Annotated in this window: 13 protein-coding genes and 2 tRNA genes; 10 read left to right on the forward strand and 5 right to left on the reverse strand. The window is 42.1% G+C overall.

Annotated features, from left to right (window positions below):
- Positions 1 to 66 precede the first annotated feature (66 nt).
- From VX730_00800 to VX730_00810, 3 genes are read left to right on the forward strand one after another with little or no spacing between them, the layout of a single operon-like run.
- On the forward strand, positions 67 to 1,008 hold the full coding sequence (locus VX730_00800) for an AAA family ATPase (protein MEC9290920.1): 942 nt from the start codon (positions 67 to 69) through the stop codon (positions 1,006 to 1,008).
- The gene (locus VX730_00805; protein ID MEC9290921.1) at positions 1,001 to 2,752 is read left to right on the forward strand and encodes a hypothetical protein; all 1,752 of its coding nucleotides are present in this window, start codon (positions 1,001 to 1,003) and stop codon (positions 2,750 to 2,752) included. Before VX730_00800 ends, VX730_00805 begins: the two co-directional genes overlap by 8 nt.
- The gene (locus VX730_00810) at positions 2,749 to 3,201 is read left to right on the forward strand and encodes a hypothetical protein (GenBank protein ID MEC9290922.1); all 453 of its coding nucleotides are present in this window, start codon (positions 2,749 to 2,751) and stop codon (positions 3,199 to 3,201) included. Before VX730_00805 ends, VX730_00810 begins: the two co-directional genes overlap by 4 nt.
- 59 nt (positions 3,202 to 3,260) lie before the next feature.
- Here the strand turns inward: VX730_00810 and rpoH are convergent, their stop codons facing one another.
- Both rpoH and VX730_00820 read right to left on the reverse strand, forming a co-directional pair.
- Positions 3,261 to 4,127: an RNA polymerase sigma factor RpoH gene (rpoH, locus tag VX730_00815; protein MEC9290923.1), complete on the reverse strand. Its 867-nt coding sequence runs from the start codon at positions 4,125 to 4,127 to the stop codon at positions 3,261 to 3,263.
- 138 nt (positions 4,128 to 4,265) lie between these two features.
- Positions 4,266 to 5,240: an RluA family pseudouridine synthase gene (locus VX730_00820; protein MEC9290924.1), complete on the reverse strand. Its 975-nt coding sequence runs from the start codon at positions 5,238 to 5,240 to the stop codon at positions 4,266 to 4,268.
- A 105-nt stretch (positions 5,241 to 5,345) separates the two neighbouring features.
- Here VX730_00820 and VX730_00825 point away from each other — a divergent pair.
- From VX730_00825 to VX730_00835, 3 genes are all read left to right on the forward strand, one after another.
- Positions 5,346 to 5,422, forward strand: a tRNA-Glu gene (locus tag VX730_00825).
- 261 nt (positions 5,423 to 5,683) lie between these two features.
- Positions 5,684 to 6,517, forward strand: coding sequence for a PhnD/SsuA/transferrin family substrate-binding protein (locus tag VX730_00830; GenBank protein ID MEC9290925.1), 834 nt, complete (start codon positions 5,684 to 5,686; stop codon positions 6,515 to 6,517).
- Positions 6,518 to 6,526: 9 nt separating this feature from the next.
- Positions 6,527 to 8,413 (forward strand): ATP-binding protein, encoded by a 1,887-nt coding sequence (locus tag VX730_00835; protein ID MEC9290926.1) that lies wholly within the window; start codon positions 6,527 to 6,529, stop codon positions 8,411 to 8,413.
- On the opposite strand, the gene VX730_00840 is transcribed toward VX730_00835, so the two are convergent.
- Positions 8,410 to 10,029 carry a PQQ-binding-like beta-propeller repeat protein gene (locus tag VX730_00840; GenBank protein MEC9290927.1) on the reverse strand — a complete coding sequence of 540 codons (1,620 nt, stop codon included), beginning with the start codon at positions 10,027 to 10,029 and terminating at the stop codon, positions 8,410 to 8,412. The genes VX730_00835 and VX730_00840 overlap by 4 nt on opposite strands.
- Before the next feature lie 67 nt (positions 10,030 to 10,096).
- Positions 10,097 to 10,171: transfer RNA gene (locus VX730_00845), tRNA-Gly, on the reverse strand.
- A gap of 112 nt (positions 10,172 to 10,283) precedes the next feature.
- Between VX730_00845 and VX730_00850 the strand changes: the two genes are divergently transcribed.
- On the forward strand, positions 10,284 to 10,772 hold the full coding sequence (locus VX730_00850; GenBank protein ID MEC9290928.1) for an adenylyltransferase/cytidyltransferase family protein: 489 nt from the start codon (positions 10,284 to 10,286) through the stop codon (positions 10,770 to 10,772).
- Positions 10,773 to 10,775: 3 nt separating this feature from the next.
- The gene (corA, locus tag VX730_00855; GenBank protein ID MEC9290929.1) at positions 10,776 to 11,888 is read left to right on the forward strand and encodes a magnesium/cobalt transporter CorA; all 1,113 of its coding nucleotides are present in this window, start codon (positions 10,776 to 10,778) and stop codon (positions 11,886 to 11,888) included.
- Here the strand turns inward: corA and VX730_00860 are convergent.
- Entirely contained in the window at positions 11,885 to 12,070 is a 186-nt protein-coding gene (locus tag VX730_00860; protein MEC9290930.1) for a hypothetical protein, read from the reverse strand. The genes corA and VX730_00860 overlap by 4 nt on opposite strands.
- A gap of 78 nt (positions 12,071 to 12,148) precedes the next feature.
- Here VX730_00860 and VX730_00865 point away from each other — a divergent pair, with 78 nt between their 5' ends.
- Both VX730_00865 and VX730_00870 read left to right on the forward strand, forming a co-directional pair.
- A complete protein-coding gene (locus tag VX730_00865; protein ID MEC9290931.1) occupies positions 12,149 to 12,463 on the forward strand; it encodes a 2Fe-2S iron-sulfur cluster-binding protein in 315 nt (104 codons plus the stop codon).
- 3 nt (positions 12,464 to 12,466) lie between these two features.
- A complete protein-coding gene (locus VX730_00870) occupies positions 12,467 to 13,975 on the forward strand; it encodes a GH3 auxin-responsive promoter family protein (GenBank protein ID MEC9290932.1) in 1,509 nt (502 codons plus the stop codon).
- Positions 13,976 to 13,984: the final 9 nt, after the last annotated feature.

The following is a 13,984-nucleotide window of genomic DNA, read 5'->3' on the forward strand; positions in this document are numbered from 1 at the left end:
GGCTTTTTTGCACAAACCCATAAAAAGTTGTCATAATACATGCCCGAGCTATAAGAGAGGATATATATGAGCCAAGCACTCACTATGAAAAGTGTTGATACCAAAAAGCTTTTTGGATTTGATGTTGATTTTGACGTACAAGGTTTTGTGGAACGTGATGAGTTTGTTCCAGAGATTCAAGATGACTACTATTTTGATCCTGCAACCACAAAAGTTATTCTTGCAGGCCTTGCGCATAACTTGCGTGTCCTTATCCAGGGGTATCATGGTACAGGTAAATCGACTCATATTGAGCAGGTGGCAGCACGCCTGAACTGGCCATGTTACCGCCTCAACTTGGATGGTCATCTCTCTCGTTTAGATCTCATTGGTCGTGACGCAATTGTGCTTGAAGAAGGAAAGCAAGTGACAGCCTTTAAAGAGGGGATTCTTCCTTGGGCGACACAGCGTCCGATGCTGCTTGTTTTGGACGAATATGATGCAGGACGTCCAGAGGTGATGTTTATCATTCAGAGGCTCCTTGAAGAGAACGGAGCGCTAGCTATGCCAGACCAAAATAAGGTGCTTCATCCACATGCTGGATTCCGTTTGATGGGAACTTCTAATACGGTAGGTCTTGGAGACGGTACAGGGCTGTACCATGGGACGCATACGCTTAACCAAGCGCAGATGGATAGATGGTCAATTGTAAGTCATCTCAACTATTTAGGTGAAGAAATTGAAGTGAAAATTGTAGTTTCACATGTGCCGCGTTTCCATAACCAAACAGACCTGATTTCACGTATGGTTCAGGTAGCAGGGCTTACAAGAACTGGTTTTTCAGCCGGTGATATTTCAACTGTTATGTCTCCGCGTACAGTGATCTCGTGGGCGAAGAATGCAGACATTCTTGGAGACGTATATGAAGCTTATAAGCTAAGTTTTATGAACCGTGCTGACGTAGAAGATTTAGCAACGCTAGATGAGTATTATGCACGTGTGCTTGGAGAGATTCAGCTCCTTGACTAAGCATACGGACAAAGAAGCTTTTCGTCGTGCGTTGCAGCACACCACGCGGGCGCTTTCTGGCCGCGCAGATTTAACAGTTTCTTTTGGAGATAAAAGTCGTGTAGAGGCAGATGAAATTACGCTGCCAGAACTTCCTGAAAAGCTCAGCAACAAACGTGCTGATATGTATCGTGCACAGGCAGATCGTCTTGCGTTTCTGCACCGTTATGTAGGGGACGGTGGTACAAAATCTTTTCTATGGTGGCTGGGGCATACGCATGAAACACCTGCCAGAGTAATTTCGATTCTTGAAACAGCCCGTACAGAGCATATGGGCAGACAGGAGTTTCAGGGCACAAAAGATTATCTAAAAACCATGGCGAGAGAAGAGGTGGCCTATTATAGCGGCCAGTACGCAGATGGTTTATTTACAAAGGCTTTTGCCTTGTCTCTCTCGCTTAGGCAGGCGATGGGGGAAAAGCTTCTCCCTACGCAGAAGTCCTTCCTTGCTGATAGTGAGCACCTCTTTGATAAGGATATTAAGAAGTGGCTCAAAAAAGCGCCTGAACTTTTAGCTGATCCAGAAAAACGCCAGCTGGCATATGCCCAGCTTTTAGAGCTTCTTAATATTCATATGGAGGAGCCCTCTAGCACTGATGATGGCACGAAAGATACCTCAGACATGATGCAAATGCCTTCTGATAAGGAGGAGGCACGTAGCGGTGAAGAGGAAATGGATGAGTCTAAGGGAGAAGATACCGCTTCTCTGACAGATAGTGTAGATTCTAAAAAACAGGATGAGCCTGAAGCAGTTTCAGGGCGACCTCAGCTTACAGGCGAAAATGTTGAGCGCTACAGTGTATTTACCAAACGCTATGACAAGGTTCTTGCGATTGAGGCTTTAGTAACTAAAGGCGAAATGGAGCTTATGTTAGAGCGCTACCATGCGATTTTAGATAATCATAAGCACTTAGTGCGTCGTTTGACTAATCAGCTTAAAAAGCACCTCTTAGCACCAGCTAAAATTGGTTGGGATTTTGATAAAGATCATGGTTATCTTGATGGACGTAAGCTTTCTAGCTTTATTGCTGGGGGGAGCGAGCATATGTTTCAGCGTCCACATATGGAGCCACATACCAATACATCAGTGACTTTATTGGTTGATAACTCAGGGTCTATGCGTGGACGTCCTATTGAGATGGCGGCCATTTCAGCAGATATTATTGCGACAACTCTGGAGCAGTGCGGTGTGAAGGTTGAAGTGCTTGGTTATACCACACAGGGCTGGAAAGGCGGGCAAAGTCGCCTCGATTGGGTATCTGATGGAAAACCTGATAACCCTGGCCGTTTAAATGATATTTTGCATGTGGTGTATAAAAAAGCCGATATGCCTGTGCGCCGCCATAGTGCAAGGTTTGCTGGCATGCTGGCCCATGATATTTTAAAAGAAAATATTGATGGCGAAGCTCTGCTTTGGGCGGCATCACGCCTTATGAAGCGCCCAGAAGAACGTAAAATTCTCATGGTGATTTCAGATGGAGCACCTGTGGATTACGCAACGGACCGTCATAATGGAACTGGATATTTGGATCGCCATTTAAATGAGGTGATTCATAGTATTGAGCATGGTGGACTTATTGAGCTTTGTGCGATTGGTATTGGCCACGATGTCGGCCGATACTATTCTAATGCAGTGATGATTTCTGACCCGGAATCTCTTGGGGAGACGCTTGTAGACCAAGTGGTGGAGCTATTTAAAAAATGAATAAATGTATTGGACTATTTGGTAGTTGTGGGGCAAGTCGGTGGCGCGAGCCATTTGTAAAGGTATATAAGGAAAAAAACGTTTCTTTTTATAACCCCTACAAAGAAGAGTGGAAGCCTGAGTATGTAACAGAAGAAGCGGAGCATCTGGCTTCTGATGCCATTATTTTATTCCCAATTACAAGAGAGAGCTATGCACTAGGTTCTCTTGCAGAAATTGGATTTGCTCTTTTAAATCTTCAAAAGAATCCTCAGAAACATCTTATTATTTTTATTGATGATAAATTGAGCGATGCCCTTTTAGAAAATGAAACTCTTGCTGGAGAATCTCTAAGAACAAGAGCTCTTGTGAAAGCACACCTTAAGCAGCAAATGTATTTGGAGTGTTTGCATCTTGTGGATTCATTAGAAGATATGCTTAGCCTAAGTTTAAAACTTTATAATACATAACAACAAAACCCTCTCTTGAGGGCTTTGTTTGGTAATAAAAGAAAGCGAGAGCTTAAGCGCTATGCCACGGCTAGCTGCTCATGCATGTGCTTTTGAACCTTTTGGAATGCACGTTGCTCAAGCTGGCGGACACGCTCACGCGAGATACCGAACTTTCCGCTCAGGTCTTCGAGTGTTGGTGTCACTTCAGACTCTGTGAGGCGACGAGAGATAAAGATCTCTTTCTCACGCTCATCTAGCACTTCCATCGCACCAAGGAGCATCTTACGGCGTCTCATAGATTCTTCACGGTCACCAAAAACTTCCTCTGCATTTGGACGCTTTTCTTCAAGCCAGTCGACCCATTCGCTACCGCTATCATCGTTTACAGTACCGTTCAGGCTTTGGTCATTGGCCATCATGCGTTGGTCCATTGCCACAACTTCATTCTCTTTTACGCCAAGTTCGTTTGCAATGAAGCTCACCATATCTTCTGATAGGTTTTCTGCTGTCGCTTCTTGCAGTCGGTTACGAAGCTTACGTACGTTAAAGAACAGTTTCTTTTGTGCTGCTGTGGTACCAATTTTTACAAGCGACCAGTTTTGGAGTACGTACTCCTGAATCGCTGCGCGAATCCACCACATTGCGTATGTAGAAAGTCTGAAACCTTTATCTGGATCAAAGCGAGCGACTGCTTGCATAAGTCCAATGTTTCCTTCTTGAATAACTTCTGTAATTGGAAGTCCATACCCTTTAAAGCCAATTGCAACTTTTACAACCAGACGAAGGTGTGCGTTGATAAGGCGTTCTGCCGATGCTCGGCTGCCTTCATCACGCCATTTTCTGGCAAGTGCTTGCTCTTCTTCAAATTCGAGAGTACCAAAATCTTGAATAGATTTTAGGTAATCTTGGAGTACACTTCTGCTGTCTTCAAAATTTACGGCCATCGGTTTATTTTCCCCCCGGTTTCCCTATTTAATCACCCTGCGCTTGTTTGTTGTGATTATTTTTATTCTGCGCCTTAAAAACTTATAGGGGGTCCAAAAAAGAAAATGACAAAAAATCTGACAAAAAACCTTGAATTCTTAAAAATCAAAGGGTTGCACTATTAATAATGCGTCTAATAAAGCTGAATAGTCCTCAGGGACTGGACTTTTTACAATTATTTTTTCCTGGCTGACAGGATGCGTTACGCCTAAATAGGCTGCATGAAGCATTTGATGGTCGAGGGACTTGACAAGATTTTTGACCTCTTCATGAGTACCTTTCAGGCTTTTAGCGCTACCATACACGGGATCCCCAACAATAGGGTGGCCAATATGGTGTGCATGTACGCGAATTTGGTGGGTTCTACCAGTATGGAGCTTAAATTTAAGCAGTGAGAATACGCCACACTCTGAAGTAGCAAGCTTGGTATAAGTACTAATGGCATTTTTACCGCCACGCTCTACCACGGCCATTTTTTTACGGTTTGTTGGGTGGCGGCCAATGAGCGTCTCGACTGTATCTGTTTTCTTTGTGACGTTGCCGTAGCATAGAGCTAGGTAATAGCGCTCAGTGGTTCTGTCAGCAAATTGTTTGCTAATGGTTTTATGAGCAATATCACTTTTAGCAATAACAAGCGTTCCGCTTGTGCCTTTATCAAGCCTGTGAACGATACCAGGACGTTCTACACCGCCAATGCCAGAAAGGTTAGTACAATGATGGAGAAGGGCGTTTACAAGGGTTCCGGATGGTTCTGAATCTGATGGGTGAACACTAATGCCTGCAGGTTTATTGAGCATCAGCATGTGTTCATCTTCATAGAGAATTTCTAGGGGAATATCTTCAGCAACAACATCTAAGGGCTTCGCTTCAGGAATAATAAGAATAAGCTTACCTTCTTCTTTAATCTTACTGGAAGGTTGGGTGAGGGCTGTACCATTAAAAGTAACTTGGCCATCTTTAATGAGTTTTTGCAGAAAACTACGGCTCATATCTGGGTGGGCTTCAGACAGAATTTTATCAAGCCTCTTACCAAGTAGGGCGCCTTCAACAGATATTGTGTGCTCATTTTTCATAGGGGCTATCATGCCCTTTTTTAAGGAAAATGTCATTTTTTGTTTTTTTTGTAATTTTAGGGGTTGCACGTGGGGGGGAAATTATGTATAAAAAGCGCTGTCCAAGTCCCCATCGTCTAGTCGGCCTAGGACGCCACCCTTTCACGGTGGAAACAGGGGTTCGAATCCCCTTGGGGATGCCATTTTATGAAAATGGAAACGTTTTTATAGAATAGCACGATTCGTAAAAAGCAGCCTGCGGGCTGCTTTTTTTATTGTGTCTCATTATGTGTCATGTTTTTCGGCTGTTTATGATTTTAGATATTTCTTTATTTTAACAATAGCTTAGTTTTAGAGAGCCTTACGTGTCAGGAGAAAAGATAAGGAGTATATTTTTTTGATTTTTTTTTCAAATGGTGCACCATAAAAGTACAGGTTAAAGAAAAATAGGTGTAAGGATAGTTATGAGGCTGTTGCTTTTAACGATGTGTTTTGCTGTATTGTGCTTAACGGCTCAAGCTGATGTTCGTCTTACCTTTGGGGTTTATGCCTCTGATAAGCCTTTAACAATGGTCAAAAAGTTTCGCCATACCCTCTCAGAAATTGAGAGGCATATGGAAGTGACACTTAATGAGCCTGTAAAAATTAAAATCCATGTTGCGAGAACTTATGAACAAGGAATTAGTGACCTTGTTGAAGGACACGTTGATTTTGCACGTTTTGGACCTGTAAGTTATGTAGAAGCAAAGAGCTTAAACCCTAAAATCGGGATTCTGGCCCTGGAAAGCATAAAAGGTGAGAAAACTTTTTATGGAATTCTTGCGACTCACATGAATAGCACCATTAATTCTGTGGATGACCTGAAAGGCAAAAAAGTTGCTTTTGGGAATAAGGGGTCAACCATTGGGCGTTATTTGGCTCAGCAATATCTGGCCGAGAATAAGATTTATGCTTATGATTTAGAGAATTTTGACTATTTAGATCGTCATGATGCGGTTGGTGAAGCTGTTGGTATTGGAACATTTGATGCAGGTTTTTTGAAGGAGGGCACTTTCAAGAAACAAATTGAAAGTGGTGTAGCCCTGCGAGAGGTTGCACGCTTCCCAAATGTAACGAAGCCTTGGCTTTATGCGGGAGGCATGTCGCCACATGTAGCAAGGGCACTTCGTTTAGCGCTTCTTGAAATGGATAATCCTAAAATTGTGGCAGATGGATCATTTATTGAAGGGAGTGATGATGATTTCAGTGAAATCAGAAAATCTATTCAAGGAAATAGGGTGTTTTTTAAGGGAGAGTAGGGTTAAGTCATGTTAAATCATCACTCGATGCGTAAAAAAACGTCTCTGTGGTTTCAGTTGATTCTCGTTGTTTGTACTGTTTCTGTACTTTCAATTTTTGTGTCGGCACGCCTCATTCAAACGTTTGAAAAAGAGTATCTCTTAAAGGAGATGGAAAAGAATATTGAAACACGCTTTGAGCTTTTAGCTTTTAGTGCTTCTGATGCATTAATTACAGAAGATATTTCTTTGTTGCGCACAATTACAGAACAAGTGGTTGAGAATGACCCCAATGTTATTGAAATTAAAATTACCAATGAAGAAGGTCAGCTTCTATTAAATGTGGAAGGGAAGAAGAGGGATATTAACTCTGAAATGCGCTCTTTTGCTTATCCTGCACGTTTTGAAGGGGAGCTTTTTGGTACTTTTTATATTTCCATTGATACTGCAGCACTTTATGCCTCTGTTGCAAGGCATAGCTTGTTTTTGACGGGGATTACAGTGGTCTTAATTTTGCTATTATCACTTTTATTTGCAGTATTTATCTTTTTTGCATTGATTAAGCCAATTCGCAGAATTAATGCATATTTAAAGAATATTTCCCAAGATGGGGAACAAAGGCTTAAGCTTTCTGGGTTTATCTCAGATGAATTACATAAACTAGGTCACTCTGCAGAAGTGCTACATGGTTACTTCATTCGAGAGAAAAAATATCTGAAAAAACTAAAAGAAGCGAAGCAGAAAGCAGAAGAAGCAAACCTTGCTAAGTCAGAGTTTCTTGCAAATATGAGTCATGAGCTTCGTACGCCTATGAACACGATTATGGGCATGTGTGAAATGTTAATGAGCTCTAATTTGGATGACAGTCAGCAGAAAAATGCAAAACATGTCTACAGTTCAAGTGAAAGCTTACTCTCTATTTTGAATGATATTTTAGACCTTTCTAAGATTGAAGCGAATGAAGTGAATGTGGAAATGGCGCCTGTGAATATACGTACACTGGTAGAGGATGTATTGCATGGATATTCAGTTAGCCCTGATAGGAATGACATTGAAATGATGTTTGACTGTGAGGAGAGTGTACCTGAACTGATTCAAAGTGACTCACGACGCATTCAGCAAATCTTAAGAAACCTACTTGGGAATGCGCTGAAATTTACTGAAAAGGGCGTTGTTAAAATTTTGGTGAGAACGGAAGAAAGAAACAGATCTCCATTTATTTGCTTTGAGGTGCAGGATACTGGAATTGGTATTCCAGAAGATAAGAAGACAGAGATTTTTGAGAAGTTCTCTCAGGTAGATGCTTCTGTAACCAGACGCTTTGGTGGTACGGGGCTTGGTCTTGCGATTACACAGCAACTTGTTCATCTTCTTAAAGGGGATATCGAGGTGGAAAGTACGCTTGGAGAAGGATCTGCTTTTACGGTTTGTTTGCCGCTTATTGCTGCACATGAGAATGATTTGAAAAACCTTGCGGAAATGGACCAGAAGAAGGGTGTTGAGAGCATTGTAATCCCTAAGGGTGTCAAAGCTCTTGTTGTAGATGATCAAGAGCTAAACTGCCATATTCTTACAAAAATGCTGGGGCATCTTGGGGTAGAGGATTGTGATATGGCGTATGATGGCCATGAGGCTCTGGAGAAGATTCAAGATAAAGATTATGACATTGTCTTTATGGATTGTCAGATGCCAAACCTAGACGGTTATGAAGCCACCAGGCAGATTCGTGAAAAAGAAGAGGGCGGCGCCTTCCGGCTTCCAATTGTAGCCGTAACAGCGAATGCTATGCTTGGAGATGAGGAAAAGTGCCTGAGAGCTGGTATGGACGGCTATTTAAGTAAGCCTATTCGTAAAGAATCTGTAGAACAGGCTCTTAAAGAAAGCATGATGAAAGCCTCAGAAGAAGAGGAATCTTAAAGGTTCACTTTATCAAGAGCGAAGAGCTCATTCATATGTGTACTGACATAGAGCCTTGAGCCATCTGGCGTATGTGCTGCGGCATTGGTAATGGCATCAGGCAGGTGTGTGATGGCATGGAACTCTAAGCTTTCTGGGTGCATATGGTGAAGTTTACCTGAGGCGTCTCCGTACACCACGTAGCCATCAATGAGACGAGGGGATGAGAAAACGCGTGCATTATGATTATGTTTCAAAATAACCTCAAAAGTATCCAGATCAATCACATGCATGTGTTTATCACCTGAGCCCACAAACAGTTTACCATGAGTGAGAAGAGGGGTGCTGTAGCAAATATCATCAGTTTGAATGGCGGCAAGCCTTTCGCCTGTTTTGCTATTGAGAATATAGATGTTGCCATCAAATGAAGTTGCAGCAACGATCTGACGGTCAATATCAATGGCTGGTGGGTACTTTATTGAACGCTCTGTCTGGTGTTGCCAAACAAGGGAGCCGTTTCTAGCATTGTAGGCCGAAACATCATGGTTGGCGTTTCCAAAAATAACGGTGTCATGGACAGAGTCATATACGGCAGAGCCATGTTGGTATTTCTTTTGTGGTGTTTCCCACAGTCTGTTGCCGTTATCAAGGTTAAAGGCGGCATTGCTACCTTTCGCACGGCTACGCTCATATTCTAGTCCAAGATAAAGAGCGTTATATTTCGGCACAATAAGAGGAGATGAGCCGATCCATTCACAGGCTGGGTTATGCCAGATTTGCTGTCCTGTTTTTGCATCGAGACAATACACATTCCCGTTGTACGCGCCAAAGTATAGTTTGCCATTATGAATGGCAGGAGAAGACCATATGCCTTTATGTTTTGCGCTATTTTTTGTATCAAACGCCCAAATGCGCTCACCAGTTTCACCATTGATTGCATGCATAAGGCCATCATCCGTACCCATGTAAACTGTGCCTTCATGATAGAGCGGCGTTGATTTGGGAACAATATGGAATGGGAACGCGCCTTTTTGATAAAAGCGCCAGTTGATGCCGTATCCGCGTTTCATGCCTGGCTGTTTTTTAGGGTGAGGCAGATTAAAATCTTGTGCTGTGAAAAGGCTGTGAAGCTGAATGTTATGGTCGCTTTGCCAGTTTTGACCTGCTATGTTTTCAAAATTTATGACGGTAAAAACATCTGTAAAGGTGATATTTTCTTGGAGGAGGGCAAGTCTACATTTTTCAAGGCTCGTGCCGCTGTTAATCAAGTCATCAACCAGAACCGTTCTGACGCCTTGTTTCAAATCACCTTCAATACGTTTACCAAGTCCCGTAGTTTTGCGTTGTTTACGAATGATGAATCCAGAAACATTCTTGCCGCGTTTATGCCCATCCATAACAAGGGCGGTGATAAGAGGAATAGCTGCAACCTCCATACCACCGACCTGTACAGGCTCATTATCACTGTAATGGGCCCAGAAGGCCTCTGTAACTACATTTAGCCACTCAGGTGAAAGAAAGAGAGGACGTAGGTCTATCAGCCAGTTTAAACCTTCTCCTGTTGAAGAGGTCATAGGTTTATCTTTTGCATCATGGACGCATTGAGTTTGAATGTAGTTTTTTAGATCGTTCAGCATGGGGAATATGATCTGCTTTTCATGGCAGAATGGCAATAAAAAACCTCCCAAAGGGAGGTGTTTTATTTGGAGCGGGAAAAGGGATTCGAACCCTCGACCCCAACCATGGCAAGGTTGTGCTCTACCACTGAGCTATTCCCGCTCGGACAGGAATGTTTTTACTCCAACTTGAGAGACGATGCAAGAGGTTTTTTACGAAAAAGTTGAAAAGTTATGTTACCGTTCTTATCTAAGAGCAAACAGGAGTAATGTGTATGCAAACCAAAGACCGAATTTTTAAAGATTGGACAGAGCTGAAGGCCAAATTAGATGCTGAAAAAGCTACTGGAAAAAAAGTGGTTTTTACAAATGGATGCTTTGATATTCTGCACCGCGGTCATGTAACATATCTGGATGAAAGTCACTCTCTTGGTGATGTGCAGGTGGTTGCCATTAATGCTGATAATTCTCCTTTCTTCCAAACAAAAGGTCCTGAGCGTCCGTACGTGAGTGAGATGGACCGCGCCTTTATGTTGGCAGGCCTTAGAAGTGTAGATTACGTAACATTCTTTAGTGAAGAGACACCGATTGATGTGGTGAACGCGCTTATGCCTGACGTGATTACCAAGGCGAGTGACTATACAATTGATACCATTGTTGGCGCGAAAGAAGTTATGGAAAACGGTGGCTCTGCGCATGCAATTCCATTGGTTGATGGATTCTCAACAACCAACCTTGTTGAAAAGATTAAAATGGGAGCCTAAACCTTGCCTCAGATCAGAGATTTTAACCTTTATAACCGTAAACGCCATGCCCCTGGTACATCACCAGGTGTGCTTATGGATAAAACAGCTTCAGCAGAACCTCTGCATGTTGATATGTATATTTACGACGAAGCAAGTTTGCAGCATGTTTTAAATCCTGAAGATAAAGAGATTAAAGCTGCTCTTGAGAATAAAAAGAAGGTGTGGCTCAATGTTGTTGGGTCATCTGATCTTGAACGCATACAGCAAATTGCAGATCATGCAAATATTCACCCTTTGGGTCTTGAAGATATTGTAAATAAAGGGCAACGCCCTAAAATTGAAGAGTTTGGTGATCACCTTATCTTTTATTTACGCATTCCACACAAAGGGGAAAATTCTATTAATTTAGAGCAGATATCTTTGTATTATCAAAAAGGACTACTCATTACTTTCCAAGAAATGCCAGAAGATGTTTTTGGTATGATTCGCAAACGTCTTGAAAATCAAAGCGGTCGCCTGCGTACAAGGGGCTCTGATTACCTGCTTTATGCTTTAATTGATGCCATTGTTGATAGCTATTTTCCGCTATTTGATGATGTAAGTGATGATATGGATGAGCTAGAAGATTTAGTGCTAAAAGACCCTAATGAAGCTTTACTTAAACAAGTGCATCGTACAAAGCGAGAGCTTCTTACGTTAAGGCGCGTGATTGCGCCTCAAAGAGATGCGGTTAATTCTGCAATTCGTGATCATGCGAGCTTTTTTAATAAAGAAACAGTTGTTTACCTGAGAGACTGTAGTGATCACCTGATCCGTTTACATGATATTCTTGAGAGTTTGCGAGAGCGTTCAGGTGCGCTCATTGATATGTATATGAATGTCGTGTCTCACCGTATGAATGAGATTATGAAGCTCTTAACTCTTGTGGCTACAATTTTTATGCCGCTTGGATTTCTTGCAGGTATTTACGGTATGAATTTTGACCAAGCCAGCCCCTATAACTTGCCAGAGCTAAGTTATAGGTATGGATACCCAATTTTAATTGGAGTTATGTTGACCATTGGGTTTGGTTTATTGGGCTATTTCTACCGAAAGGGCTGGTTAAAATCTACACGCTTGAGTGCAGACGACTAGCCTTTAATAAATATAGCGTAAATCAGCATTTCAACCAGAAGGGCTGCGCAAAAACCAACACGCATCATCATGAGCTTGTTGCCTTTTTCTGAATCCTGAGACCCCATAGTGCCAACACCTAGAAGTAGGGTTGCTAGAGCACAGCAGAAGGTTACAATCATTACGTAAGCAAAAGGATGCATGTCAATATTACTTTTTTTTGTTACAGTTTATGTTATACACCATAGCGAATTTATAAATTGATGCCAAGGAGTGTAGATATGGCCGAAGTAATTTTCAAAACCCCTGAAGGTGATGAAAAAGTAGATCTTAAACCAGGAGAGCGCCTGTTAAAAGGTGCGTACACGCTTGAAATGGACGTGCGTTATGGGTTTGGAGACTGCGGCGGTAACTGTGTATGCTGCACATGTCACGTTTATGTGGAAGAGGGCGCTGAAGGTTTTGAAGAGCCTACTGCTGAAGAAGAAGATATGCTTGATACAGCATTTAATCTTGAAGATAACTCAAGATTGGCATGCCAGTTGAAAGTATCGACGGATGCAGAAAAAATAGTGGTACGACTCCCAGAAAGTTAAGACGTGAATTTTAGCAGGCACCAAGACAAAACTTTAAAAGATATCTTGAAGAAAGGCTCAAAGAGCCGCCTGTTTGATAGACTTGGAATTGGCCAGCTTTACCTTGAGGCTGATGAAGATATTCTCTGGCAAATTTTCTCATCAGAAGTTCCTATTTTTGAACCGCGTATTTATGTGGATTACTGCGCCCAGCTTTCTGATTGGACACCTGATTATGAATCTGTTTTCGCGATGCGTAACAGCATTAATGAAGATCGTGTTCAATACCTCGCTAAGTTCCAAAACGGCGTGGTACCGTATTCTAAAAAGCAATTTAAGCTCATTCAGCAAGCCTTCTTAAAAAATGTTCAAGCCATTCAAAAACAACACAATTTGAAAGGGAAAGCCTTTCATGTGTTTGACTATGAAAAAGTAGAGTCGCGCTACGGATTAAAGATTTCAAACCTAAGCTCGCTGCTGCACTCTTCTCTTTCTTCAAGGCTAAACCGAAAAATTGCACCATCATTCTCATCAATTGAGCAGGTGGGGAAAAGCCATTATCAAAAACTTCACGCCTTTTTAGATCAGATTGAACTGGTAAAAGATGATGTTGAGCTTTTAATTGTATCACCGCGTACGCTCAGTGATCTCGCCATGCTTCTCAGTCAACGTTTGAGCAGGTCTGTGACGATTCGTGACTTGTGTCCAAATGTTAAGGTGATCTGTTACTGCTATGATGAAAGCCTGCCGTACCGTAAAGTTCTTGCTGAATTCTTTGAAGGGCAAGAAGTGATCCGCATCTCTATGTTTGTACATGAAACGGGTATGATTGAAGCACCTGAATCTCTGGGTAATGGGGATGAACTTCACCTTTCAGATGAGGTAGGCTATCACTACTCGTTCATTCGTGAGGATGCGCTGAAAAACTCAAGTAGCCCTATGAGGCGTGCTGAAATTTTACGCTATGATGAGTTGATTGAGGGCGTAAGCTACTTGACACTTCTGAACTCTATTTCTGGTGCTGTGCAGTATAACTCACTGCAGGTTCTTACATTTAAAGATGAGCATAAAGCATTGTTTGAGCCTAAGCGCACAACAGGAATTTTGGACCCTAAAGTCCCGTTCTTAACTGAAGATATTACGAATCAAGCCATGCATAAGCTGAACCAGTCACTCGATAACTATGGTTTTTATGTGCGTGAGTATATGGTTGGATTTAATGTTCTGACACGTCAAGTAGAGTGGGCGCTTGAGCTGAATAGATCGCTAGATAATATTCCCAAAGATGCCTTAGAGCATATCTCATATCTTTTGCATACTGAGATTGCTTTCTTGAGTGAGGAGTATAAGCTTTATTATAAAGATCACTTTGTAAAGCAGCCGCTTATGGCCTTTATTCCGCTCGGAACCTTCTCATCACTGCCTGAGCGATTTACGTTTAGTCATCTAGATAGTACAGAGAAGAATGTCATGATTAAAGCTGTGTTAGATCTCGCTTGGCAAAAACAGCTTATTGATTGTAAAGCTCTTTAAAAAAAAGCC

Source organism: Pseudomonadota bacterium (genome assembly GCA_036141575.1).
Classification (GTDB): domain Bacteria; phylum Pseudomonadota; class Alphaproteobacteria; order UBA2136; family JAPKEQ01; genus JAPKEQ01.